23 protein-coding genes are annotated in these 23,395 nt (G+C 71.8%); 20 read left to right on the forward strand and 3 right to left on the reverse strand.

What is annotated here, in order from left to right; genetic code table 11:
- Position 1 precedes the first annotated feature (1 nt).
- From EPD65_RS06240 to EPD65_RS06265, 6 genes are all read left to right on the forward strand, one after another.
- Positions 2 to 1,147: a TadA family conjugal transfer-associated ATPase gene (locus EPD65_RS06240; protein ID WP_131582297.1), complete on the forward strand. Its 1,146-nt coding sequence runs from the start codon at positions 2 to 4 to the stop codon at positions 1,145 to 1,147.
- A complete protein-coding gene (locus EPD65_RS06245) occupies positions 1,144 to 1,974 on the forward strand; it encodes a type II secretion system F family protein (RefSeq protein ID WP_131582298.1) in 831 nt (276 codons plus the stop codon). The genes EPD65_RS06240 and EPD65_RS06245 overlap by 4 nt, the downstream gene beginning before the upstream one ends.
- Positions 1,971 to 2,708 carry a type II secretion system F family protein gene (locus tag EPD65_RS06250; RefSeq protein ID WP_131582299.1) on the forward strand — a complete coding sequence of 246 codons (738 nt, stop codon included), beginning with the start codon at positions 1,971 to 1,973 and terminating at the stop codon, positions 2,706 to 2,708. Before EPD65_RS06245 ends, EPD65_RS06250 begins: the two co-directional genes overlap by 4 nt.
- 133 nt (positions 2,709 to 2,841) lie before the next feature.
- Positions 2,842 to 3,012, forward strand: coding sequence for a DUF4244 domain-containing protein (locus EPD65_RS06255; protein WP_131582300.1), 171 nt, complete (start codon positions 2,842 to 2,844; stop codon positions 3,010 to 3,012).
- A gap of 26 nt (positions 3,013 to 3,038) precedes the next feature.
- Positions 3,039 to 3,374 (forward strand): TadE family type IV pilus minor pilin, encoded by a 336-nt coding sequence (locus EPD65_RS06260; RefSeq protein WP_243640476.1) that lies wholly within the window; start codon positions 3,039 to 3,041, stop codon positions 3,372 to 3,374.
- On the forward strand, positions 3,367 to 3,711 hold the full coding sequence (locus EPD65_RS06265; RefSeq protein ID WP_165872907.1) for an Rv3654c family TadE-like protein: 345 nt from the start codon (positions 3,367 to 3,369) through the stop codon (positions 3,709 to 3,711). The genes EPD65_RS06260 and EPD65_RS06265 overlap by 8 nt, the downstream gene beginning before the upstream one ends.
- A gap of 5 nt (positions 3,712 to 3,716) precedes the next feature.
- On the opposite strand, the gene EPD65_RS06270 is transcribed toward EPD65_RS06265, so the two are convergent.
- The gene (locus EPD65_RS06270; RefSeq protein ID WP_131582383.1) at positions 3,717 to 6,047 is read right to left on the reverse strand and encodes a DEAD/DEAH box helicase; all 2,331 of its coding nucleotides are present in this window, start codon (positions 6,045 to 6,047) and stop codon (positions 3,717 to 3,719) included.
- A gap of 59 nt (positions 6,048 to 6,106) precedes the next feature.
- On the opposite strand from EPD65_RS06270, the gene EPD65_RS06275 reads away from it, so the two are divergent.
- From EPD65_RS06275 to EPD65_RS06295, 5 genes are all read left to right on the forward strand, one after another.
- Positions 6,107 to 6,445 carry an STAS domain-containing protein gene (locus EPD65_RS06275; protein ID WP_131582303.1) on the forward strand — a complete coding sequence of 113 codons (339 nt, stop codon included), beginning with the start codon at positions 6,107 to 6,109 and terminating at the stop codon, positions 6,443 to 6,445.
- Positions 6,446 to 6,534: 89 nt separating this feature from the next.
- Positions 6,535 to 8,940: a sodium-translocating pyrophosphatase gene (locus EPD65_RS06280; protein ID WP_131582304.1), complete on the forward strand. Its 2,406-nt coding sequence runs from the start codon at positions 6,535 to 6,537 to the stop codon at positions 8,938 to 8,940.
- 127 nt (positions 8,941 to 9,067) lie between these two features.
- On the forward strand, positions 9,068 to 10,582 hold the full coding sequence (locus tag EPD65_RS06285) for a DUF7059 domain-containing protein (protein ID WP_131582305.1): 1,515 nt from the start codon (positions 9,068 to 9,070) through the stop codon (positions 10,580 to 10,582).
- Positions 10,583 to 10,712: 130 nt separating this feature from the next.
- Positions 10,713 to 13,448 carry a type I DNA topoisomerase gene (gene topA, locus EPD65_RS06290; RefSeq protein ID WP_131582306.1) on the forward strand — a complete coding sequence of 912 codons (2,736 nt, stop codon included), beginning with the start codon at positions 10,713 to 10,715 and terminating at the stop codon, positions 13,446 to 13,448.
- Positions 13,449 to 13,503: 55 nt separating this feature from the next.
- Positions 13,504 to 13,974 (forward strand): hypothetical protein, encoded by a 471-nt coding sequence (locus tag EPD65_RS06295; protein WP_131582307.1) that lies wholly within the window; start codon positions 13,504 to 13,506, stop codon positions 13,972 to 13,974.
- Between the two features lie 3 nt (positions 13,975 to 13,977).
- Here the strand turns inward: EPD65_RS06295 and EPD65_RS06300 are convergent, their stop codons facing one another.
- Positions 13,978 to 14,253, reverse strand: coding sequence for a DUF2892 domain-containing protein (locus EPD65_RS06300; protein WP_131582308.1), 276 nt, complete (start codon positions 14,251 to 14,253; stop codon positions 13,978 to 13,980).
- 6 nt (positions 14,254 to 14,259) lie between these two features.
- The gene (locus EPD65_RS06305) at positions 14,260 to 14,514 is read right to left on the reverse strand and encodes a DUF4242 domain-containing protein (RefSeq protein WP_131582309.1); all 255 of its coding nucleotides are present in this window, start codon (positions 14,512 to 14,514) and stop codon (positions 14,260 to 14,262) included.
- 46 nt (positions 14,515 to 14,560) lie between these two features.
- Between EPD65_RS06305 and EPD65_RS06310 the strand changes: the two genes are divergently transcribed.
- From EPD65_RS06310 to EPD65_RS16550, 9 genes are all read left to right on the forward strand, one after another.
- Positions 14,561 to 15,610, forward strand: a complete 1,050-nt coding sequence (locus EPD65_RS06310) for an AraC family transcriptional regulator (RefSeq protein WP_131582310.1) — start codon at positions 14,561 to 14,563, stop codon at positions 15,608 to 15,610.
- Positions 15,611 to 15,766: 156 nt separating this feature from the next.
- Complete coding sequence (locus EPD65_RS16540) at positions 15,767 to 16,783, forward strand: type IV toxin-antitoxin system AbiEi family antitoxin domain-containing protein (RefSeq protein ID WP_131582311.1); 1,017 nt, start codon at positions 15,767 to 15,769, stop codon at positions 16,781 to 16,783.
- A gap of 130 nt (positions 16,784 to 16,913) precedes the next feature.
- Positions 16,914 to 17,570 carry a dTMP kinase gene (gene tmk / locus EPD65_RS06320; protein ID WP_243640477.1) on the forward strand — a complete coding sequence of 219 codons (657 nt, stop codon included), beginning with the start codon at positions 16,914 to 16,916 and terminating at the stop codon, positions 17,568 to 17,570.
- A complete protein-coding gene (locus EPD65_RS06325) occupies positions 17,567 to 18,733 on the forward strand; it encodes a DNA polymerase III subunit delta' (protein WP_131582313.1) in 1,167 nt (388 codons plus the stop codon). Before tmk ends, EPD65_RS06325 begins: the two co-directional genes overlap by 4 nt.
- Complete coding sequence (locus EPD65_RS06330) at positions 18,730 to 20,298, forward strand: alpha/beta hydrolase (protein ID WP_131582314.1); 1,569 nt, start codon at positions 18,730 to 18,732, stop codon at positions 20,296 to 20,298. The genes EPD65_RS06325 and EPD65_RS06330 overlap by 4 nt, the downstream gene beginning before the upstream one ends.
- 61 nt (positions 20,299 to 20,359) lie before the next feature.
- A complete protein-coding gene (locus EPD65_RS06335; RefSeq protein ID WP_131582315.1) occupies positions 20,360 to 20,758 on the forward strand; it encodes a TOBE domain-containing protein in 399 nt (132 codons plus the stop codon).
- The gene (gene modA, locus EPD65_RS06340) at positions 20,755 to 21,567 is read left to right on the forward strand and encodes a molybdate ABC transporter substrate-binding protein (RefSeq protein WP_131582316.1); all 813 of its coding nucleotides are present in this window, start codon (positions 20,755 to 20,757) and stop codon (positions 21,565 to 21,567) included. The genes EPD65_RS06335 and modA overlap by 4 nt, the downstream gene beginning before the upstream one ends.
- A gap of 2 nt (positions 21,568 to 21,569) precedes the next feature.
- Positions 21,570 to 22,355 carry an ABC transporter permease gene (locus tag EPD65_RS16545; RefSeq protein WP_131582317.1) on the forward strand — a complete coding sequence of 262 codons (786 nt, stop codon included), beginning with the start codon at positions 21,570 to 21,572 and terminating at the stop codon, positions 22,353 to 22,355.
- On the forward strand, positions 22,352 to 23,389 hold the full coding sequence (locus tag EPD65_RS16550) for a sulfate/molybdate ABC transporter ATP-binding protein (RefSeq protein ID WP_131582318.1): 1,038 nt from the start codon (positions 22,352 to 22,354) through the stop codon (positions 23,387 to 23,389). Before EPD65_RS16545 ends, EPD65_RS16550 begins: the two co-directional genes overlap by 4 nt.
- The last annotated feature ends 6 nt before the right edge of the window (positions 23,390 to 23,395 follow it).

Below are 23,395 nucleotides of genomic sequence, written 5' to 3' on the forward strand. Positions count from 1 at the left end.
CGTGGTCGCGGTCGAGCTGGTCGATGAGGTGAGGTCTCGCCTGGCGCGCGCGGGACTTGCCGTCACTCCCCACGCGGTCGCGGAGGCCTTGCGGGCGGCGGGTCGTCCGGTCGGCGATGCAACGGTCCTCGCGGTCCACGGGGTGCTGCGTGCCGAGTCCGTGGGCCTGGGGCCACTCGAGCCGTTGCTTGCCTCGTCCGGGGTGACCGACATCCTCGTCAACGGTCCGCGTGAGATCTGGCTGGACCGGGGTGGCGGTCTGGAGCGTGCAGACCCTTCGGTGGGCTTCGCTGACGAATCGGCGGTGCGGCGCTTCGCCCAGAGGCTCGCGGCCGCGGGAGGCAGGCGTCTCGACGACGCGTCGCCGACGGTCGATGTGCGACTGCCCGACGGCGTGCGGTGCCATGCCGTGCTGGCGCCCGTGTCGCGACCCGGCACCCTGGTGTCGCTGCGCGTGCCGCATCGGATGGGCCTGGGTCTGGAGGATCTCGTCGACCGTGAGGCCCTGACCGCTGCCGGGCTCGCGCTCGTGCGCCGCCTGCTTGCTGCCCGCGTCGCGTTCCTGATCACCGGGGGCACGGGCACCGGCAAGACGACGCTTCTCGGAGCCATGCTGGCGGACGTCGACCCGGCGGAGCGGCTGGTCGTCGTCGAGGACTCCGCCGAGCTGCAGCCCTCGCACCCGCACGTCGTCGCACTCGAAGCACGGCCGGCCAACCTGGAGGGTGCCGGGGAGGTGCCGTTGCGTGCTCTGGTGCGGCAGGCGTTGCGGATGCGCCCCGACCGCCTCGTCGTCGGCGAGGTGCGCGGGGGAGAGGTGGTCGACCTGCTTGCGGCTCTCAACACCGGTCACGACGGCGGCTGCGGCACCCTCCACGCCAACTCCGTCGCAGACGTCCCCTCGCGCATCGAGGCGCTGGCGCTCGCCGCCGGTCTGGGGCGCGAGGCCACCCACAGCCAGCTCGCCTCAGCCGTCGGCGCCGTCCTCCACCTCACGCGAACGCCGCACCGTCGGCTCGTCGAGGTCGGCGTACCGGTGCGGGACCCGTCGGGCCTGGTGCGGATGGAGGCAGCGATCCGTTTCGACGAGGACGGTGTGGCGCGGGAAGGGCCGGCTGCCGACCTGCTCGCCGCGAGGGTGCGATGACCAGCTCGGTCGTGTGGGCCGTCGTGGCGACCATCGCCGGTGCTGGTGCGGCCGCCCTGGCGTGGCCCGCCTCGCCGGGCCTCAACGGTCGGGGGCGCCGGGCAGGAGTCGCGCGGCGCGCGCTGGCCGCTCTGGTGGCGGGTGTGTCGCTGGCGGTCGGTGCCGGTCTAGGACTCGACGACGTCGCATCCGCTGTAGGGGCCGCCTCCGGGTGGGTGGGGCCGGTCGTGCTCGGTGTGGCCGTGCTGGCCGCCGGCTCCTGGCTGCGCAAGCGGTCCGGAGCCCGCCGGCAGGTGGCGCGTCGGGGCGCCGAGGTGCTCGAGCTCTGTGACGACCTGGCCGGTGACCTCGAGGCTGGCGCCTCGCCCGGGGTCGCTCTGCACCGGGCAGCTGTTCGGTGGCCCGGGTTCGCCGGTCCGGCCAGCGCACATGCTCTTGGAGGCTCCGTTCCTGATGCATGGCGCGAGCTCGCCCGGCTTCCCGGCGCCGCCGACCTGCGGGCGGTTGCCGCTGCCTGGCAGGTCGCTGAGCGCACGGGTGCGGGTCTTGCTGATGCGCTGGCAGCCGTGGGGGCTGGTCTGCGGGACCAGCAGCGGACCCGCCGACTGGTCGCATCGGAGCTGGCCTCCGCCCGCGCCACCGCCCGCCTGATGGCCGCGCTCCCGCTGTTGACGCTCGCGGTCGGCTCGGGAGCAGGGGACCCGATCGGCTTCCTGGTCGGCACCCCCGTCGGGCTGGCCTGTGCGGCGGCGGGACTGGGTCTCGGGTTCGTCGGGGTGGCCTGGATCGAGGCGATCGCCACCGGGCTCGAGGAGGACGCCCGATGACCGGCTGGTCGCTGGTGGCCCTCATCTCGGCCGTCTGCGCCGGTGCGCTCGCGGGCCCCACCTCGTCCGCGCGACGGCTCGCTCGTCTCGAGCAGGATCCGGCCGCGCTGGGCGGGCACGCGCGTGACGAGGGGGTGCTCCGGCGCGGTCGGCCCGTGCTCGCGCTGCTCGCCGGAGCCGCCGGAGTCACCCTCGTGCACGGGGTCGTCGGCCTGGCGCTCGCCGTCATCGCGCCCGTCGTGGTGTGGGTGGTGTGCACGCGCGCCGAGCCGCCCGGCGTACGTCGTGAGCGTGAGGCCGTACGTCGCGGGCTGCCGCACGTCACCCGTCTGCTGGCGGTGGTCCTGGCGGGCGGTCAGTCGGTGCCGACTGCGCTGGGTGTCGTCGCCGATGCGTTGCCGGGCCCCGCCTCGGCGCCGCTCGCTCGCGCCCGATCGTCGCTCGCGGTCGGCGTTCCGACGGAGGCGGTGTGGGCGGATCTCGCGGCGACTCCCGGGCTGGAGCCCCTCGGCCGTGCACTGCAGCGGGCGTCGGAGAGCGGCGCGCGCGTGGCCGAGGTGGTCGCGCGGCTGGCGACTCGACTGTCCGATGAGGAGCGCGCCGCGGTGGAGGATCGGGCCCGCACCGTCGGCATTCGTGCCGCCGTGCCGTTGGGCCTGTGCCTCCTCCCGGCGTTCCTGCTGCTCGGCATCGTCCCCGTGGTCGCGGGTGCGCTCGATGCGCTGCAGTGGTGACCCCTTTCCTTCCACAGCGGCGGAGGCCGTCGCCCTGTGCACCGGCTGCCGTCGCTCTCGCGCGACCGGTCGCCCTTCGCGCCACGGTGAAGGTCGAGGGGCGACCGACGCCCCTCCGAGCGAAGGAGACGACATGACGACGAGGCGCGACGAGCAGGGCATCACCACGGCGGAGTATGCGGTCGGCACAGCCGCCGGCGCCGGACTGGCGGGGGTGCTCTACCAGCTGGTGACCGGTGGCTTCGGTGACCAGATGCTGCGGATGCTGTTCGACCACGTGCTCGGCCTGTTGGGCATCGGATGAGAGCGCGGCGGGGCGAGCACGGGGCAGTGACGGCCGAGGCGGCGCTGGTGCTCCCGGTCCTTGCCGCGGTCGCGCTGGCGCTCGTCTGGATGCTCGGGCTGGGCGTCGCCCAGATGCGGGTCACCGACGCTGCCCGGGAGGCCGCCCGGGCGATCGCGCGCGGTGATCCGGTGGCCGACGCGGAGGACGCGGCGCACGTCGCAGCGCCGGGTGCCACCGTGCAGGTCGACGGCGGCGGTCATCGGGTGCGGGTGACGGTCATCGACGAGGTGCGACCGCCGGGCGACCTGCTCGGTCACCTCGGCGCGGCCCGGGTTCATGCAACCGCAGAGGCCCTCGTCGAAGGCGTTGGCAGTGAGTGACCGCTCTGACCGCGGCACGGCGACGGTCGCGGTGGTGAGCTTCGTCGGCGTGGTCCTCGTGGTCGCACTGGCTGGCGCGACCATTCTCGGTGCGGCTGTCGCACACCGGAGGGCGCAGGCCGCTGCCGACCTGGCCGCGCTCTCCGGGGCGACGACCCGTCAGCAGGGAGGAGACGCCTGCCGGGCAGCCGCCGACGTCGCCCGAGCCAACGGCGCGGTGCTGGACGTCTGCCGCGAGGTCGCGGACGACCTGCAGGTGACGGTGTCCGTGGCGCTGCCGCATGCCGTGCCTGGCCTTGGCCACGTCAGCGCGCGGGCACGGGCCGGGCCGTCGTGACCCCGTCAGACGGCGTGCGCGAGCAGGGCATCGAGGAGCCGCACGGCCCCCGCCTTGTCGAGCGGGTTGTTCTGGTTGCCGCACTTCGGCGACTGCACGCACGACGGGCATCCATCCGTGCATGCGCAGCCGACGATGGCCTCGCGGGTCGCGGAGAGCCAGTCGCGGGCGACGGCGTACCCCCGCTCGGAGAAGCCGGCGCCGCCGGGGTGTCCGTCGTGCACGAAGACCGTGAGCATCCCGGTGTCCGGGTGCAGGGCGGTCGAGACGCCGCCGATATCCCAGCGGTCGCAGGTTGCGAAGAGGGGGAGCAGGCCGATCGAGGCGTGTTCGGCGGCGTGGGCTGCGCCGGGCAGGTCGCCCGGCTCGAGGCCTGCGCCCTCCCAGACGTGCTGCGGCACCGTCCACCAGACCGAGCCGGTGTGCAGGCTCCGGGCCGGCAGGTCGAGCGGCTCCTCGCCTATCACCTCGCCCGACGGCTGGCGCCGCCGGAGGTAGGAGACGACCTGGTGCGACACGGCGACCGAGCCGAACGTGAGCCGGCAGTCACCCCACATCACGTGCTCGCGCTCGGAGAGGATCCGGATGTCGGTGACCTCCCGGGCGCTCGTGGAGTAGTCGGGGTCGGCGCGTTCCATGAAGGCCACGTGGCCCTCCAGATCGAGCTGCTCGACCAGCCAGGTCTCGCCGCGGTGCACGTAGACGGCTCCGGGGTGTGCGGTGCCGTGGGCCGACCCGGCGTCGACCGTGCCGACCACACGACCGCTCGACGCCTCGATCAGCTGCACCGCAGAGCCGCCCGCCGAGCGCAGGTCCGCGAGGTCACTGGCCCTGCGGTGGTCGGTCCAGAACCAGCCGGCCTCGCGGCGGCGCAGCATGCCGGCCGCGGTGAGCGCATCGACGGCTTCGCGGGCGGTGGGTCCGAAGAGCGGCAGGTCGCGCAGCGTCAGCGGCTGCTCCTCGGCGGCCGCGCACAGGTGGGGCCCGAGCACGTAGGGGTTCGACGGGTCGAAGACGCTGGCCTCGACCGGTCGGCCGAGCAGCGCCTCCGGGTGCTGCACGAGGTAGGTGTCGAGCGGGTCGTCGCGGGCAACCAGGACAGCCAGGGCATCACCGCCGCTCCGGCCGGCCCGGCCCACCTGCTGCCACAGGGCGGCACGCGTGCCCGGGAAGCCGGCGAGCAGCACGGCATCGAGGCCGCTCACGTCGATGCCGAGCTCGAGCGCGTTGGTCGCCGCGAGGCCCAGCAGGTCGCCGCGTCGCAACGCCGACTCGATCTCGCGCCGCTCCTCGGGCAGGTAGCCACCCCGGTACGCCGCGACCCGGCGCGGCAGCGACGGATCGACCTCGGCGAGGTGGTCGGCGGTCGTCCGGGCGACCTGCTCGGCTCCGCGCCGCGAGCGGATGAAGGCGAGCGTCCGCACCCCTTCGATGACCAGGTCGGTGAGCAGGTCCGCGCACTCGGAGCTGGCGGCGCGGCGCACGGGAGCACCGTTCTCGCCCTCGTGGGAGGTGAACGGCGGCTCCCAGAGGCCGAGCGTCACGCGCCCACGCGGCGAGCAGTCTTCGGTCACCGGCACTGCCTCGACTCCGGTCAGCCTCAACGCGAGCGCTTCGGGATCCGCCACCGTGGCACTGGCCAGGATGAACGTCGGCGAGGCGCCGTACAGCGCGCAGATCCTGCGGAGCCGGCGCAGGACGTGGGAGACATGGGCCCCGAAGACGCCGCGGTAGTGGTGGCACTCGTCGATCACGACGTACTGCAGGCCGCGGAAGAAGCGGGCCCAGCGTTCATGACCGGGCAGCAGGGAGTGGTGGAGCATGTCGGGGTTGGTGAGCAGCAGCTCGCCGCGGTCGCGGGCCCAGTCGCGCTGCTCGCGCGAGCTGTCACCGTCGTGCGTCGTCGCCCAGACGCCCGCGGCGAGGTCGAGGATCGAGGCGAGCTGGTCCTGGGCGAGCGCCTTGGTCGGGGCGAGATAGAGCGCGGTCGCACCACGCTGACCCTGCGGTCCGCGCGCACCGAGGATCGCGCTCAGCGCCGGCAGCTGGTAGGCGAGCGACTTGCCCGAGGCCGTGCCCGTCGCGAGCACGACGTGACGCCCCGCCCAAGCAGCGGAGGCGGCCTCGGCCTGGTGCTTCCACGGTGTCGCGACACCGCGCCGGGTGAACCCCGCGACGACGTCCGGATGTGCCCACGTCGGCCACTCCGCCCGAACGCCGATGCGCGGCGGCAGCACCTCGACGTGGGCCAGCCGGTCAGCCCGGGTCGGGGTCGCCAGCCGGTCGAGGAGCGCGGCGGCGTCCACGCCGGGGCCGCCCGCCGGCTCACGCTGCATCGACGTCACCCGCGAAGTTTCCCAGCCACCGCCGACACACACATGGTTTGATTACGTGCGTGGACCTGGACCTCTCTGCTCGTGATCTCGAGGGCGTGTCGGTCGTCGCTGTCAACGGCGAGATCGACGTCTACACCGCACCCCGCCTGCGTGACCGGATCACCGACCTCGTCGGGTCGGGCACGTACCGCATCGTGATCGACCTCGAGGGTGTCGAGTTCCTCGACTCCACCGGCCTCGGCGTGCTCGTCGGCGGCCTGAAGAAGGTCCGCGCGCACAACGGTTCACTGCAGCTCGTGTGCACCCAGGAGCGCCTGCTCAAGATCTTCCGGATCACGGGCCTGGCCAAGGTCTTCGCCATTCACGAGGACGTCGCTTCCGCGGTTGCCGCTGCCTGAGGCCGCTCAGCCCGCACCCTCGACGCGTGACTGATCCCGTGCCACTCTGAGACGGCACACGGGGGACCCCGGAAAAACAGAGGTGTGGCATGCGTGCTGCAGACATCGAACTGACCGGATCCGATCTGACGCTGGTGCTCGGCGTCGGGGCGGTAGCGCTCGTCGCCCTGATCATGGCCGCCGTGTTCCGACGGCAGGTGCTCGCCGCCGAGGAGGGCACCGCGATGATGCGCGAGATCGCGCAGGCGGTGCAGGAGGGGGCGGACGCCTACCTCCGGCGGCAGTTCAAGACCCTCGCCGGGTTCGCCGCGATCGCGTTCCTGCTGCTGCTCGCCCTGCCGGCCGACGACCTGTCGGTGCGGCTCGGCCGGTCGGCGTTCTTCCTCGTGGGTGCGGCGTTCTCGGCCACCATCGGCTACCTCGGCATGTGGCTCGCGGTCCGCGCCAACGTGCGGGTGGCCGCTGCCGCGGACGCACCCGACGGCGCCGGCCGGGAGCCGGCGATGAATATCGCCTTCCGCACAGGTGCCTTCGTCGGCATGGCGACGGTCGGTCTGGGCCTGCTCGGCGCCAGCCTCGTCGTCCTCCTGTACGCCGGCCAGGCGCCGCACGTCCTCGAGGGCTTCGGCTTCGGGGCGGCGCTGCTGGCGATGTTCATGCGTGTCGGCGGCGGCATCTTCACCAAGGCCGCCGACGTCGGAGCCGACCTGGTCGGCAAGGTCGAGCAGGGCATCCCGGAGGACGATCCGCGCAACGCCGCGACGATCGCGGACAACGTGGGCGACAACGTCGGTGACTGCGCCGGCATGGCCGCCGACCTCTTCGAGTCGTACGCCGTCACCCTGGTCGCCGCGCTCATCCTCGGGTCCGCTGCGTTCGGCGTGCAGGGGCTGGTCTTCCCGCTCCTGGTGCCCGCCGTGGGTGCCGTGACCGCTGTCGTCGGCATCTTCCTCTGCCGGCCGCGGGCCGGTGAGAACGGCCTGCGCACGATCAACCGTGCCTTCTACATCTCGGCCGCGGTCGCGGCGGTCGCCTGCAGCGGCGTCGCGTTCGCCTACCTCCCGCGCACGATCGGCGGGCTCCACGGTGGCCTCAACAGCGCGACCGCCGGTGCCGCCCAGGAGCTCGATGCCCTCACCGGCAACAACCCCGGTGCCATCAACCCGGCGCTGGTGGCGGCCTCCGCGGTGCTGATCGGCATCGTGCTGGCCGCCGTGATCCTCGCGCTCACCGGCTGGTTCACCGGCACGGAGCACGAGCCCGTGCGGGGCGTGGCGCGCACCAGCGTCACGGGCGCCGCGACGGTGATCCTCAGCGGCCTGAGCGTCGGTTTCGAGTCGGCGGTCTACACGACGCTGGTGATCGGGGCGGCGGTCTTTGGCGCCTTCGCGCTCGGCTCGGGGAGCCTGAGCGTGGCGCTCTTCGCGGTCGCCCTCACCGGCTGCGGACTGCTCACCACCGTCGGTGTCATCGTCGCGATGGACACCTTCGGGCCGGTCTCCGACAACGCCCAGGGCATCGCCGAGATGTCGGGCGACGTGCACGAGTCGGGGGCGCAGGTCCTCACGGAGCTCGACGCGGTCGGCAACACCACGAAGGCGATCACCAAGGGCATAGCCATCGCCACGGCAGTCCTGGCGGCGAGTGCGCTGTTCGGTTCCTACATCGGGTCGGTCATCGACGAGCTGCAGGCCAGCGGGGCCACCAAGGCGCCCACGTTCGCGGTCTTCAGCCCGGACGTGCTGGTCGGTCTGCTCATCGGAGTCAGTGTCGTCTTCCTCTTCGCGGGCCTGGCCATCAATGCGGTCGGGCGCGCGGCGGGGGCGGTCGTCATGGAGGTCCGCAAGCAGTTCGCGGAGGACCCGGGGATCATGGCCGGCACCAGCCGTCCGGCGTACGGGCGCGTGGTCGACATCGTCACCCGCGACTCGCTCCGCGAGCTGGTGACGCCCGGCGTGCTGGCTGTCCTCGCACCTGTGGTCGTCGGCTTCGGCCTCGGGGTCGGTCCGCTCGCGGGGTTCCTCGCCGGTGCGATCGGCGCGGGCACCCTGATGGCCGTCTTCCTCGCGAACGCCGGCGGCGCCTGGGACAACGCCAAGAAGCTCGTCGAGGACGGTCACCACGGAGGCAAGGGCTCTGACGCCCATGCGGCGACGGTCATCGGCGACACGGTCGGCGACCCGTTCAAGGACACCGCGGGCCCGGCGATCAACCCCTTGATCAAGGTGATGAACCTCGTCAGCCTCCTGATCGTCGGCGCCGTCGTCAGCATGACCCTTGGCAAGGACGCGAACCGTCCGCTCTCGCTGGTCATCGCCGGCGTGGCGCTGGCGATCATCGTCACCGCGGTGGTCGTGAGCAAGCGGCGTACCAGCCACCTGCACGACAAGGTCGAGGTGCCCGACAGCCCGGCCGGCATGAAGCCCCCGGCGCAGCCGGAGCGGCCCGGTGCCCACGAGCCGCCGCACTCGCGGCGGGGCCTGGTCCGCCACTGACCCGCCTGCTGTAACGCGGTGTCCTCGTCGCCGCCGCGGGGTTGCAACCCCGCAGTCGCGACGAGAACACCGCGTTACAGCAATACCGGGGCCGTGTGCCCCATCGTCCGTCGGGGATGATGGGGGCGTGACCGATCGCTCGCCCCTCGCCTCCCCGCTTCCGGTAGCTCTCCGCGACGCCCTCGCCGCCGCCGACTACACGTACGACGGAGTGGCCGGCCTGCTCGGTCCGATCGCGCACAACGCCCTGTCGCGCAACGAGACCGCGCCGGGCCTGCGGCGTACCACCGGCGGCACGCCGCTCGAGACGCTGACCCGCCTCTTCCTCCTGCAGGCGACCGTCCCGGTCGACGAGGCCGAGAAGGCGCTGCCCGACCTGGTCGACCGGCTCTGCGTCGAGGGCATCCTGGAGCGCAGCCTCTCCGAGGTCGCTGCACGGATCGACGTCCGCCCGTATGGGGCCCACCTCGACGAGGACAGCGACCGGGACTTCTGGGTCGTCTCCGACCTGACGCCTGGCCTCGACGGCACCCCCAACAAGGTCGGTGCCAACCACGTCCTCGGCATCTCGTCCGCCTCGACGAGCCTGGCCCAGCTGACCCTGCGTCACCCGGTCCAGGCAGCCCTCGACCTCGGCACCGGCTGCGGCGTTCAGGCGCTGCACCTTGCCGGCCACGCCGACCGGGTCGTCGCGACCGACGTCAACAAGCGGGCACTGTGGATCGCGGAGTTCAACGCGGTCCTCAACGAGACCCCCAACGTGCAGGTCCTCGACGGGTCGTTCTTCGAGCCGGTCGCGGGAGACACGTTCGACCTGATCGCCACCAACCCGCCGTTCGTCATCTCCCCGGCGACGGGGGAGCGTCTGGTCTACCGCGACTCCGGCCTGCCCGGTGACCGCGTCGTCGAGGACATCGTCCGCAAGGCGCCGGAGCTGCTCAACGACGGCGGCTGGTGCCAGATCCTCGCCAACTGGGTCATCCGCGAGGACACCCCGTGGGATGAGCGCCTCGCGAGCTGGCTCGACGGCAGCTGCGATGCGTTCATCGTGCAGCGCGAGGTGCTCGACCCGGCCAGCTACGTCGAGCTCTGGCTCAAGGACGCCGGCCTGCAGTCAGCAACTGACTACCTGCACCGCTACGACACCTGGCTGGCCTGGTTCGAGCAGCAGGGCATCGAGGCAGTGGGCTTCGGCTGGATCAACCTCCGCAAGCGCCCCGCCGCTGCCACCGGCGAGCCGACGTACCGCCTCGAGGAGTGGCCGTACGACGTCGAGCAGCCGATCGCGCCGGCCATCGGTGCCTGGGGCGAGGCCGTGGACGCGCTCTCGACGCTCGAGGGCGACGCGCTCTTCGCGGCGCGACTTCAGACCCGCGAGGACGTCCAGCAGGAGACCCTCGGCGCCCCTGGTGCGGAGGACCCGCACACGGTCGTCCTGCGCCAGCAGCGTGGTTTCCGCCGCGCCCGGAAGGCCGACACGGTCGAGGCCGCGCTGGTCGGTGCCTGTGACGGCGAGCTGTCGGTCGGGCAGATCCTGGACGCCCTCGCGCAGCTGCTCGAGGCGGACCCCGCCGAGACCCGTGCCGGATATGCGGAGAAGGTCCGCGAGCTCGTTGCCGAGGGGTTCCTCGAGCTGGCCTGACCACAGGCCAGCGGTGCGGATCACCTCACATCCGCACTGGACGCCATGAATCGTGCGGCTACAGTGAGCGGCCGTGAGCACCCTCCGATGAGCGCGGGGTGCCACGAACGCAGCAGGGAGAGCAGAGCGCGTGGGACACAAGCTGGTCATCGTCGAGTCCCCGGCCAAGGCCCGCACCATCGGTGGGTACCTCGGTCCGGGCTATGTCGTCGAGTCCTCGATCGGCCACATCCGCGACCTCCCCAACAACGCTGCGGAGATCCCCGCGAAGATCAAGGACAAGCCGTGGGGACGCCTCGGCATCGACGTCGACGGCGAGTTCACGCCGTACTACGTGGTGCCGCGCGACAAGAAGTCCCACATGACGAAGCTCAAGTCGCTGCTGAAGGACGCCGACGAGCTCTTCCTCGCCACCGATGAGGACCGCGAGGGTGAGGCCATCGCGTGGCACCTCCTCGAGGAGCTGAAGCCGAAGAAGGGCGTCCCGGTCCACCGGATGGTCTTCCACGAGATCACCAAGTCGGCGATCATCGCCGCGGTCGAGAACCCGCGCGACATCAACCACGACCTGGTCGAGGCGCAGGAAACCCGCCGCATCCTCGACCGCCTCTACGGCTACGAGGTCTCCCCGGTCCTCTGGCGCAAGGTCCAGAGCGGTCTCTCCGCCGGCCGTGTGCAGTCCGTCGCGACCCGCCTCGTGGTGGACCGCGAGAAGGAGCGGATGGCGTTCAAGGTCGCCTCCTACTGGGACCTCGAGGGCACCTTTGACGCCGGCGCCGACCACGACCAGCGGATGTTCCCCGCCAAGATCCACTCGATCGACGGCGCCCGCATTGCCCGCGGTTCCGACTTCGACACGACCGCGCAGCTCACCGCTGCCGCGACCCGGGCCGGCGTCGCGCACCTCGACCGCAAGGCCGCCGAGGCGCTCGTCGACGGACTCCGTGACACCTCCTACGCAGTCCGCTCCGTCGAGTCGAAGCCCTACAAGCGCTCGCCGTACGCGCCGTTCCGCACGACGACGCTGCAGCAGGAGGCCAGCCGCAAGCTCGGCATGACCGCGCAGGTCGCGATGAGCGTGGCGCAGCGCCTCTACGAGGGCGGCTACATCACCTACATGCGTACCGACTCCACGACGCTGAGCGACTCCGCCATCGGCGCGGCCCGCGAGCAGGTCCGTGAGCTCTACGGCGCCGAGTACCTCCCCGACCGCCCCCGCGTCTATGCCTCCAAGGTCAAGAACGCGCAGGAGGCGCACGAGGCGATCCGCCCCGCCGGTGAGCACTTCCGTACGCCGGCCCAGACGGGTCTGTCCGGCGACCAGTTCCGCCTCTACGAGCTGATCTGGATGCGCACCGTCGCGTCGCAGATGAAGGACGCGGTCGGCAACACGGTCTCCGTCCGCCTCGGCGGCACGGCGGCCGACGGCCGCGACGTCGTCTTCTCCGCGTCCGGTCGCACGATCACCTTCCACGGCTTCCTCAAGGCGTACGTCGAGGGCACCGACAACGACGCGACCAAGGATGACGCCGAGGCACGCCTGCCCCAGCTCGCCGAGGGCGCGGCAGTCTCCGCTGCGAGCCTCAGCGCCGCCGGCCACGAGACGAAGCCGCCGTCGCGCTTCACCGAGGCGACGCTGATCAAGGAGCTCGAGGACCGCGAGATCGGTCGCCCGTCGACGTACGCCTCGATCATCAGCACGATCATCAACCGCGGGTACGTCTACAAGAAGGGCACGGCCCTGGTGCCGGCCTGGATCGCGTTCTCCGTCGTCCGGCTGCTCGAGGACCACTTCACGCGCCTGATCGACTACGACTTCACCGCCTCGCTCGAGGAGGTGCTCGACGGCATCGCCCGGGGCGAGCGCAACAAGCTCGTCGAGCTGCGCGAGTTCTACTTCGGCTCCGACGCGAAGGTCGGCGTCAAGCCGCTGGTCGACGGCCTCGGCGACATCGACGCCAAGGCGCTCGCGACGTTCCCCGTGGGTGATCCCGCGGACGGCATCGTCCTCCGCGTCGGCCGCTACGGCCCCTACATCGAAGGCCCGGAGGGTGACGCGGACGGTGCCCCGACCCGTGCCAACGTCCCCGACGACCTGCCGCCGGACGAGCTGACCGCCGCCAAGGCGCGCGAGCTCTTCGCCAACCCGGCCGGTGCCGAGATCGAGCTCGGCGTCCACCCGGACACCGGTCTCCAGGTCGTCGCGAAGAACGGCCGCTTCGGTCCGTACGTCACCGAGGTCCTGCACGAGGACGCGCCCAAGACCGGCAAGAACGCCGTCAAGCCGCGCACCGGCTCGCTCTTCAAGGACATGTCGCTCGACACGATCAACCTGGAGCAGGCCATCCAGCTGCTCAGCCTCCCGCGGGTCGTCGGCGTCGACGCCGCCGGCGAGGAGATCACCGCGCAGAACGGTCGCTACGGCCCGTACCTGAAGAAGGGCACGGACTCCCGCACGATCGCCTCCGAGGCGCAGCTGCTCACGATCACGCTCGACGAGGCGCTGGCGATCTACGCCCAGCCCAAGCAGCGCGGCCGCGGCGCCGCCACCCCTCCGCTCAAGGAGCTCGGCCCCGACCCGGTCTCCGGCCAGCCGGTCGTCATCAAGTCGGGTCGCTTCGGTGACTACGTGACCGACGGCGAGTACAACGCCACGCTGCGCAAGGACGACACCATCGAGGCGATGACGATCGAGCGCGCGGCCGAGCTGCTCGCCGAGCGTCGCGCCAAGGGCCCGGCCAAGAAGGCGGCGAAGAAGACCGCCAAGAAGGCCCCGGCCAAGAAGGCGACCGCGAAGAAGGCTGCCGCCAAGAAGACGACGGCGAAGAAGACGACCGCCAAGAAGGCCGCTGCCAAGAAGGCGTGAAACGACGCCGTAGCGCTTCCCGGGAATCGGGCTGCTCCGGAGGCATGATGCTCGCATGAGCATCCAGGAGCAGCTCGACCCCGCGGCGGCGGACGAGGTCGTTGCCAGCGGCGAGACCCTGCGCGACCTGCCGGTGGTCGAGAGGGCGCGGTCCGTCGTGAGCGCGCCGGTGGTTCCGGCACCCGGCCGGATCGCCCGCGGTGCCAAGGCCACCGGGCGTGGCCTGCTGACGCTCGCCCTCTTCCTTGTCGGCATCGCTGCCGGATTCGGCGCGGGCTGGGGCTACGGCCCGTACCTGAAGGAGGACGCGGTCGGGCGCACCGACCTCCTCCCGTCGTACGCCGCGTGGCCGGTGCTCTGGTGGGGCCTGCTGGCCAGCATCCCTGTGGCACTCGGCCTGGCGTTCTGGAAGCGGATCCGCCCGATTGCGTTCGGCTACGTCCTCGCGCTGCCCTGGCAGCTGGTGCTCAGCCTCGGTTATGCGTTGTACACGTTCGGCACGTGGGGATACTCGCCTACGCCGTGATCCTCACGCCTGCTGCTGCCGGATCGTCATGCTCCGCAGCGGTCCCCCGAGGACTGCGCTGATCCAGCAGAGGTTGAAGGCGCCCGCCGAGAGCGGCACGACGCTCCACGCCATGAGGGCGATGCCGAGGCCGCTGTCGCGCAGCAGGAAGCCGACGACCAGGAACGTCGTCCCCGCCGTCAGCCGGAAGCCACGGCCGGTGGGGGAGTTGACCCACCGGCTGAAGCCGGTGCAGTTGAAGCGCTCGGCGAGCGAGGGGCAGGTGAGCGTCGTGGACATGGAGGCTCAGCTGCCTTCGGAGACTTCGTAGATCTTGTCGGCGACGAGGCCGTGCGCCTCGCGGTGGACGGTGATGGCGGCGTCGGCGTCGGGCGCCTCGACCAGGCAGAAGACCTTGCGGCTGGCCTCGTCGACCCAGTAGCTGCGGTACGTGACGCCGTACTGGTCCTGGATGGCGACGTCAGCGGCGTGGGCGTTGGCGACGTCGGCGGCGGTGGCGCCTTCGGGAAGTTCCTCGTGGACGTCCATGAAGAGAGGCATCGGATTTCTCCTTCGGTGAAGTGGGCGGGGTGACACACTCACTGTCATGCCGTCTGCGCTCCACGGCCATGACCGGGACGCCGCCGCTGATGACCGTTCGCCCGGGGCACCCGGGCCGGATCTGGCGACTGCGCTGGGACGCCTGCGCCTGGAGGGCGCAATCTTCCTCCGGGGTGTCTACAGCGAGGCCTGGGCCTACGAGTCGGTCCCGGGTGCGGACGCACGCGCGCTGCTCGCCCCAGGCGCGCCACGGATGCTCCTCTTCCATCTCGTCGTCCACGGCCGGACCTGGGTCGAGGTCGACGGCGAGGAGCGCCTGTACGCCGGGGCGGGCGACGTCATCGTCCTGCCGTACGGCGACACGCACCGCATGGGTGGCTCTGCTGCAGCGCCCTGCACCCCGTTGCGGACGTTGCTGGATCCGCCGCCCTGGGAGGCCATGCCCGTGGTGCGGCACGGGGGCGGAGGCGCCGCGACGGAGCTGGTGTGCGGCTACCTGGCCTGCGACGACGTGCTCTTCGACCCGCAGTTCGGTGCGCTACCGCGGGTCTTCGTGGTCCAGCCTCCGGAGGGCCCGGCACGCGACTGGGTGCGGGCCGGCATCGACTACGCCCTGGCCCAGACGTCGATGGCCGAGGATCACCTCGAGGGCCCGGTCGGCATCCCGCAGGCCCTGCTGGTGGAGGTGCTGACCCTCCACCTCGCGTCGGCCCCGGCGTCGCAGCGTGGCCTGCTCGCGGGTCTGCGTGACCCGGTGACGGGTCCGGCGCTGGCAGCGATCCACCGCTCGCCGGCCGAACGCTGGACGGTCGAGGCGCTGGCCCGCGAAGCTGCCGTCTCGACAACCGTGCTCGACGAGCGCTTCCGGTCGGTGCTCGGCGTGGCTCCGATCCGCTACCTCGCCGACTGGCGCATGCACGTCGCCGGCGACCTGCTCCGTGACTCGGACCTGCCCGTCGTCGCCGTCGCGCGCCGCGTGGGCTACGAAGCCGAGGAGGCGTTCAGCCGCGCCTTCAAGCGGGCGCGCGGCGAGGCGCCGAGCGTGTGGCGTACCCACCGCGGCACCTGGGTGCCGACCCCGCGCGGCCCGCTGTAACGCGGTGTTCTCGTAGCGACTGCGGGGTTGCAGCGGCGCGGCTGCTACGACAGCCCCGCGGTGGGTGCGTTGGTCGAGCGCACGCGCCGCGGCTTCTGTCCACAGCATCGGCGCCACCGCCAGCAGCTCACGGCAGAACTGGTCACGCTGACGTGCATGTACGCCGACATCCGCGCCCTCATGGCCCAGCAACACGGACTCATCGCACGACGGCAGGCAGTGAGCCGCGGGCTGCCTCCCGGTGACGTCGACAGGCTGGTTCGCACGGGGGCGTGGGTTGCCGTGCGGCGGGGTGTCTATGCCGAAGCGGCGCTCTGGTCGGAGCTGGACCCGCGGCGCGGTCGTCCGTTGCTGGTCGCACGGGCCGTCACCTTGAGCGCGCACAAGCCCCATGTGTGGAGTCACGACACGGCCGGGCACGCGTGGGGGTTGGCGATGCTGGATCCGGCAACCTCCCTGACGCACGTGACGCGCCGTGATGTTCGTGGCGATCGCACCGACTCGGGAGTGAAGCATCACGGTGCGGCGTTCGATCCGGGACAGGTGGTGCAGGTCGATGGAGCCAGAGTGCTCGACCTGGCGCGGACTGCCGTCGACATCGGCCGCGAGCACGGCTTCGCCCACGGACTGGTCGCGTGCGACAGCGCGCTGGCTGCAGGCGCAACCCGCGCCGAGCTGGTGTCGGCACTCGCCACCATGGCGTGCTGGTCGGGCACGGTTGCCGCACGCGCCGCAGTGGAGATTGCCGATGCCGATGCTGATGGTCCAGGAGAATCGCTCACCCGCGGGCTGTTGATCCGAGCCGGCGAGCCCGAGGTCGAGACCCAATTCGGTCTCCGACGGGACGGCCGGACCGTCTGGTGCGACCTTCGGGTCCGGCGGCACATCATCGAGTTCGACGGCCGCGTGAAGTACCGCTCGATCTCCAACGGAGGGGTGTCGGGTGATCCCGAGGTGGCCCTCTGGGAGGAGAAGAAAAGGCAGGACTTCGTCCAGTCGTTCCGCCTCGGAGTGTCGCGGGTGACGTGGGCGCATGTGCAGCCGGATACGTGGCGCGCGACGGGGGAGCGTCTGGTTCGGGAGATCGCTGCAACCGATCGTCTCTTTGGTGGTGACATCGCCGACCTGTCGCCGTTCATCCTGCCCAAGTCGGCACGCCGGCGGGCCGCCTGAACCCGACCGCGGGTTTGTCGCCGCGGGTGCGGGGCTGCAACACCGCGACCGCGGCGAGAACACCGCGTTACAGCCGGCGGGGCCGCGGACGGATCGGCCCACGTCGGCGCCCCCACCTAAGGTGTACGACGTGACTGCCGGCGTCTTCTCACCCACGGGCCTCTTCGTCTGCTTCGAGGGCGGCGAGGGCGGCGGCAAGTCGACCCAGTCGGGCCTGCTGCGCGACTGGCTCGAGACCGAGGGCCACACGGTCGTCCTCACCCGGCAGCCCGGTGGCACCACCGTCGGGCAGCGGGTCCGCGAGATCGTGCTGAGCCCGGAGACGGGCGAGCTGAGCAACCGCACCGAGGTCCTCCTCTACGCCGCCGACAAGGCCGAGCACGTCGACACCGTCGTCCTCCCGGCGCTGGCCCGGGGCGAGGTCGTCATCACTGACCGCTACGTCGACTCCGCCCTCGCCTACCAGGGCGCGGGGCGCACCGAGGCGGTCGCTGAGGTCGAGCAGGTCAACCGCTGGGCGACCCGTGACCTGCGGCCGCACCTGACCGTCGTCCTCGATCTGGAGCCGCAGGCGGGGCTGGGGCGGTTCGAGGAGCGCGACCGGATCGAGGGGGAATCGCTGGAGTTCCACCAGCGGGTGCGCCAGGCGTTCCTCGACATGGCCGCGGCCGACCCCGAGCACTACCTCGTTCTCGACGCGCGCGACACGATCGAGTCGATCCACGGGCAGATCCGCTCCCGCGTCGCCAGCGTGCTGGCCCTTCGCGCCGGTCAGTTCAGCGCATGAGCACCGCCACCGTCCACGGCGTCTGGGACACCCTCGTCGGCCAGCGGCCCGCCATCGCGGCGCTCGACCGCGCCGCGAAGGGGCAGGGCATGAGCCACGCCTGGCTCTTCACCGGCCCGCCGGGGTCGGGCCGCTCCAACGCGGCGATCGCATTCGCTGCCGCGCTCGAGTGCGAGCAGGGCGGGTGCGGCGTCTGCCACGCCTGCCACACGGTCCTCGCCGGCAGCCACGCCGACGTCTCCGTCGTTCGCACGGAGAAGCTCTCGATCGGCGTCGACGAGGTGCGCGACATCGTGCGCCGCAGCGGGCTGAGCCCCGTCGGCAAGCGCTGGCAGATCCTGATCATCGAGGACGCGGACCGCCTGACCGAGCAGGCCTGCAACGCGTTGCTCAAGGCGATCGAGGAGCCGACGCCGCGCACGGTCTGGATGTTGTGTGCGCCGACCGTCGAGGACGTCCTGACGACGATCCGTTCCCGGTGTCGCCTGGTCACCCTGAGCACTCCGGCGCCCGCCGATGTCGCGGCGTTCCTGGTCCGCAGCATGGGGGTGCCCGACTCCCTCGCCGAGTACGCCGCCCGGCACAGCCAGGGCCACATCGGCCGGGCGCGGGCACTCGCCGCTGACGAGGACGTCCGCAACCGGCGGCGCGAGATCGTCTCCATCCCGACACGGGTCACGAGCCTCGGCGCCTGCATGCAGGCGGCCGACCGGCTGCACGCGGCGGCGAAGGCTGAAGCCGACGCGATCACGAGCGAGCTGGACCAGCGCGAGAAGGTCGACCTCGACGCGGCGTACGGCGTGGTGGAGCGCGGTCGCCGCCCCCGCGAGTACGCGCCCGCGCTCGCCGCACTCGACCGCAGCCAGAAGACGCGCGCCAAGCGCCGGATCCTCGACGTCGTCGACCGCTGCCTGATGGACCTGGTCAGCGTCTACCGCGACTCGATCGCGCTCGGCACGGGCTCGGGGGCGCAGCTGGTCAACGAGGAGCTGCGGCCCGACCTCGAGCGACTGGTCCAGGTGAGCAGTCCCGAGCAGGACCTGCGCCGGATTGATGCGATCTTCGCGGCGCGTGAGCAGATGCTCGAGTTCAACGTGCCGGCGCAGCTCGCCCTGGAGTCGATGATGGTGGCGCTGCGGCTGCCGGAGGGAGACCGGTCGTGAAGCGGGCGCTTCCGGTCCTGCTGGTCGTCCTGGGCCTCCTCTTCCCGGTGATCCTGGCCGTCGTGGTCCTGTCCAACGAGCGGCACGACGACCGCCCGGACGCCTCGGTCGGCACGCTGCCGCCGCGCCCCGAGCAGAAGGGCTCCCGCACGGTTCCCCGCCCTGCGCTGAAGCGCTTCTATCACCAGCAGCTCGACTGGTCGCCGTGCCGGACCGGGGGCGACCAGTGCGCCACGCTCCAGGTGCCGCTCGAGTACAGCAAGCCGCGCGGCCGCACGATCGGTATCGCGGTGCTGCTCAACCCGGCCGACCAGTCCCCGGCCAAGGCCCGTGACCTCGTGGTCAACCCGGGCGGCCCGGGCGCGGCGGGCACGGACCTCGCAGCGACCGACTCGCCGTTCATGAAGTTCCCGGACACGCTCTACGAGCACTTCAACTTCGTCGGGTTCGACCCGCGGGGCACGGGCGCCAGTGATCCGGTCGACTGCTTGAGTGACAGCGAGCTCGACGACTACACCGCCGGCGATCCTGATCCGGACTCGCCCGCCGAGGTGGAAGCCCTGGTCCGGGCGTCGGACCGCTTCGGCGCCGGCTGCCAGGAGCGCTCGGGCGAGCTCTTCCGCCATGTCGGGACGCACGACGCCGCCCGCGACATCGACGTCCTGCGTGCTGCCCTCGGCGATGCGAAGCTCGACTACCTCGGCGTCTCCTACGGCACCAAGCTCGGCGCAACGTACGCCGACCTCTTCCCGAAGCGCGTCGGCCGGATGGTGCTCGACGGCGCCGATCCGCCGCAGTCCGCCCTGGAGATGGGCCTGCTCCAGGCGCACGGCTTCCAGGTCGCCCTCGATGCGTACGTCGACAACTGTGTGAAGCAGGGTGACTGCTACCTGGGATCGTCCCGCGAGGCGGCCCTCACGCGGGTCCGCACCTTCCTCGACGACGTCGACGCGAAGCCGCTGAAGGTCGGCTCACGTGAGCTGACGGAGGGTCCCGCGTTCTACGGGATCATCTATCCGCTCTACAGCAGGGACCTCTGGAGCTATCTCGATGTCGCCCTCAAGGCGGCCCTCCACGGCGACGGCAGCACGCTGCTGCGCTTCGCTGATCTGTACAACGGCCGCAAGTCGGGCGGCGGCTACACGGACAACAGCGCCGAGGCGATCCAGGTGATCAGCTGCGACGACGACCCGAGCTCGGTGCCCCCGGCGAAGATCCCTGCCCTCTTCGGACGGTTCGAGGAGCAGTCGCCGACGTTCGGCCGGATCTTTGCCTGGGGCCAGCTCGGCTGCCGCTCGCTCGGTCCCGGCAAGGGCGCGCCGAAGCCCGACTGGCACCTGGATGCGAAGGGCGCGGCGCCGATCGTGGTCGTCGGCACGACACGTGACCCCGCCACTCCGCTGGCCTGGGCCCGGGCGATGGCGTCCCAGCTCGACTCGGGGGTCCTGATCACGCGCGACGGTGACGGCCACGGCGGCTTCGGCCGCGGCAACACCTGTGTCGACCACGCGGTCGAGGGCTACCTGATCGACGGCACTGTCCCCCGGGACAATCTTTCTTGTTGACGCAGATGAGGGTGCGAATCCCGTAACGCTGTCGGCATCTGCGGTGCTCTACCCTGCATCCATGCCGCATTTGCGAATCAAGGACGCCGCCGCCCATCTGGGAGTCAGCGACGACACCGTGCGCCGCTGGGTCGACCGCGGTCTGCTCGAGGCCCGCGTCGACGACGCCGGGCGCAAGGTCGTCGATGGCTACGAGGTGGCGATGGTCGCGCGCGACCATGCCCAGCAGCCGGGGGTGCCGGGCATGAGCTCGGCGCGCAACCGTTTCGTCGGGCTGGTCACCGACATCACCCTCGACACGGTCATGGCCCAGGTCGAGCTGCAGTGCGGTCCGTTCCGCGTGGTCTCGCTGATGAGCAGCGAAGCGGTACGGGACCTCGGCCTCGAGCGGGGCTCGCTCGCGGTCGCTTCCATCAAGTCGACGAACGTCGTCATCGAGGCCCACGAAGGAATGGCATGAACACGCACCCCACAGAACCGCTCGCTGCGCTCGCGCTTCCGCGGGGACCCCGCACAAGCCTCCGCTCCATCACCGCCATCGCTGCCACCACCTTGCTTGCCGGCAGCCTCGCCGCCTGCGGCAGCGACACGAAGAAGGACGAGAGCACGACGCTCACCGTCTACGCGGCCTCGTCGCTCAAGACGGTCTTCGAGCAGCTCGCCACCGAGTTCGAGGCCGACCACAAGGGCGTGAAGCTGAGCTTCAACTTCGCCGGCTCCTCCGACCTCGTGGCGCAGATCCAGCAGGGCGCGCCGGCCGACGTCTTCGCCTCGGCCGACACCAAGAACATGCAGAAGCTGATCGGTACGGCTCTCGCGCCGGCCGCCTTCGCCACGAACACCCTCGAGATCGCGGTCCCCACGGACAACCCCGCACACGTGCGCACGCTCGCGGACCTGACCACGAAGGGCGTCCAGCTGGTCACCTGCGCCCCCGAGGTGCCGTGCGGCGCGGCCGCTGCGACGGTCGAGACCAATGCGAAGCTCGACTGGAAGCCGGTCAGCGAGGAGCAGTCGGTGGCCGACGTGCTCGGCAAGGTCGAGGCGGGCGACGCCGATGCGGGTCTGGTCTACGTCACCGACGTGAAGGCGGCCGGTGACAAGGTCGTCGGCATCGAGATCCCCGGCAAGGTCAATGCCGTGAACACCTACCCGATCGCCGCACTGGACGGATCGAAGAACGCCGATCTCGCCGCCGCGTGGGTCGCGCTGGTCACGGGCGCCGAGGGCCAGAAGGTGCTCGCGGCTGCTGGCTTCGGCAAGGCCTGAGCATGCGCACGGGCGAGCCGTCGGTGCCGCGGTGGGCGTGGGTGCCCGCCGCGGCCGGCGGCCTGCTCGTGCTGCTGCCGCTGGTCGCGCTGCTGGCCAAGGTGCCGTGGAGCGATTTCGGCGGCCTGGTCACGAGCGAATCGGCGCGCGTCGCGCTGTGGCTGAGCCTGCGGACCGCCGCTGCCAGCACGCTCCTCTGTCTCCTCCTTGGTACGCCGATGGCGCTGGTGCTCGCGCGCTCCAGCTTCCGCGGCCTCGGGCTGCTGCGGGCCGGCGTGCTCGTCCCGCTGGTCCTGCCGCCCGTGGTCGGCGGTATCGCGCTGCTGGCGACGTTCGGCCGGCGCGGTCTGATGGGTCACGCGCTCGAGGTGGCCGGGGTGCAGGTGGCGTTCTCCACGATCGCGGTGGTCCTGGCGCAGACCTTCGTGGCGCTGCCGTTCCTGGTGACCAGCCTCGAAGGGGCCCTGCGCACCGCCGGTCGGCGTTACGAGTCGGTCGCTGCAAGCCTGGGCGCGCGCCCCACACGGGTCCTCTTCCGGGTGACGCTCCCGCTGGTCCTGCCGGGACTGGTCTCGGGCGCCGTGCTCGCCTTTGCGCGCGCGCTGGGTGAGTTCGGGGCGACGATCACGTTCGCCGGGTCGCTCCAGGGGGTCACCCGCACCCTGCCGCTGGAGATCTACCTGCAGCGCGAGGTCGACCCGGATGCTGCGGTGGCGCTGTCGGTGCTGCTGATGGCGGTGGCGGTCGTGATCATCGTCGTCGCCCGTCGTGACCGGAGCGCCTGGTGAGCGGCGCGTTGCAGGTCGAGCTCGACGTCGCGGATCGCGACGTGCGGCTCGCGCTGCGGATCGAGCCGGGGGAGACGGTGGCGCTCCTTGGTCCCAATGGCGCGGGCAAGTCGACCCTCCTCGGCGTCGTTGCGGGCGCCCTGCGCGACGGTGCGTCGCGGGTGGCGCTGGGGGACCGTTCCCTCGCCGACGGCACCACCTGGGTGGCGCCGTACGACAGGGGCATCGGGCTGCTCGCCCAGGATGCGCTGCTCTTCCCGCATCTCTCCGTGGCGGCCAACGTCGCCTTCGGTCCGCAGGCCCACGGGGTGCGCCGCGCCGAGGCGCGCCGCCTCGCGGAGGCATGGCTCGAGCGCGTCGGCTGCACCGACCTGCGGCGCCGCAAGCCGGGCCAGCTCTCCGGCGGCCAGGCGCAACGGGTCGCCATCGCCCGCGCGCTCGCCGCCGATCCGGCGGTCCTCCTGCTCGACGAGCCCATGGCTGCGCTCGACGTCGACGCGCGGCCGGCACTGCGTCAGCTGTTGCGCGAGGTGCTGCGCGACCGCACGGCCGTGATCGCGACCCACGACGTGCTCGATGCGCTGCTCCTGGCTGACCGCGTGGTCGTGCTCGAAGGCGGTCGTGTCGTGGAGGACGGCCCGACCACCGAGGTCCTCGCGCGGCCACGGTCCGCGTTCGCTGCGCGGGTCGCCGGCCTCAACCTGGTCGCGGGGCAGTGGGCCTCCGGCGTACTCGTGGGGGAGCGGAGTGTCTCCGGCTCGGCCCACGACGGGCTCGTCGACGGCGACGACGCCGTGGCGGCGTTCCGGCCCTCCGCAGTCTCGGTGTACGCCGAGGCGCCGGCGGGTTCGCCGCGTAACGCCTGGCCGGTGACGGTCACCGCCATCGAGCCGTCCGCTGACCAGATCCGCGTGCTTGCCGGTCGTCTGAGCGCACTGGTCACCCCGCAGGCGGCTGCCGAGCTGCGACTCGCGCCGGGCAGCGAGGTGGTCTTCGTCGTGAAGGCGAACGAGGTGGAGATCTACCCGCGCTGAGGACGC

Origin of the sequence: Nocardioides jejuensis (assembly GCF_004337475.1) — a bacterium.
Lineage (GTDB): Bacteria > Actinomycetota > Actinomycetes > Propionibacteriales > Nocardioidaceae > Nocardioides > Nocardioides jejuensis.

Coding starts and splice junctions, on each gene's coding strand:
- EPD65_RS06255 (WP_131582300.1), top strand. CDS start 2,842: ATGACGACGAGGCGCGACGAGCAGGGCATCACCACGGCGGAGTATGCG.
- EPD65_RS06245 (WP_131582298.1), top strand. CDS start 1,144: ATGACCAGCTCGGTCGTGTGGGCCGTCGTGGCGACCATCGCCGGTGCT.
- EPD65_RS06270 (WP_131582383.1), bottom strand. CDS start 6,047: ATGCAGCGTGAGCCGGCGGGCGGCCCCGGCGTGGACGCCGCCGCGCTC.
- EPD65_RS06335 (WP_131582315.1), top strand. CDS start 20,360: ATGCCGCATTTGCGAATCAAGGACGCCGCCGCCCATCTGGGAGTCAGC.
- EPD65_RS16545 (WP_131582317.1), top strand. CDS start 21,570: ATGCGCACGGGCGAGCCGTCGGTGCCGCGGTGGGCGTGGGTGCCCGCC.
- EPD65_RS16540 (WP_131582311.1), top strand. CDS start 15,767: ATGTACGCCGACATCCGCGCCCTCATGGCCCAGCAACACGGACTCATC.
- EPD65_RS06250 (WP_131582299.1), top strand. CDS start 1,971: ATGACCGGCTGGTCGCTGGTGGCCCTCATCTCGGCCGTCTGCGCCGGT.
- EPD65_RS06310 (WP_131582310.1), top strand. CDS start 14,561: ATGCCGTCTGCGCTCCACGGCCATGACCGGGACGCCGCCGCTGATGAC.
- EPD65_RS06280 (WP_131582304.1), top strand. CDS start 6,535: ATGCGTGCTGCAGACATCGAACTGACCGGATCCGATCTGACGCTGGTG.
- EPD65_RS06325 (WP_131582313.1), top strand. CDS start 17,567: ATGAGCACCGCCACCGTCCACGGCGTCTGGGACACCCTCGTCGGCCAG.
- EPD65_RS06300 (WP_131582308.1), bottom strand. CDS start 14,253: ATGTCCACGACGCTCACCTGCCCCTCGCTCGCCGAGCGCTTCAACTGC.
- EPD65_RS06295 (WP_131582307.1), top strand. CDS start 13,504: ATGAGCATCCAGGAGCAGCTCGACCCCGCGGCGGCGGACGAGGTCGTT.
- modA (WP_131582316.1), top strand. CDS start 20,755: ATGAACACGCACCCCACAGAACCGCTCGCTGCGCTCGCGCTTCCGCGG.
- EPD65_RS06305 (WP_131582309.1), bottom strand. CDS start 14,514: ATGCCTCTCTTCATGGACGTCCACGAGGAACTTCCCGAAGGCGCCACC.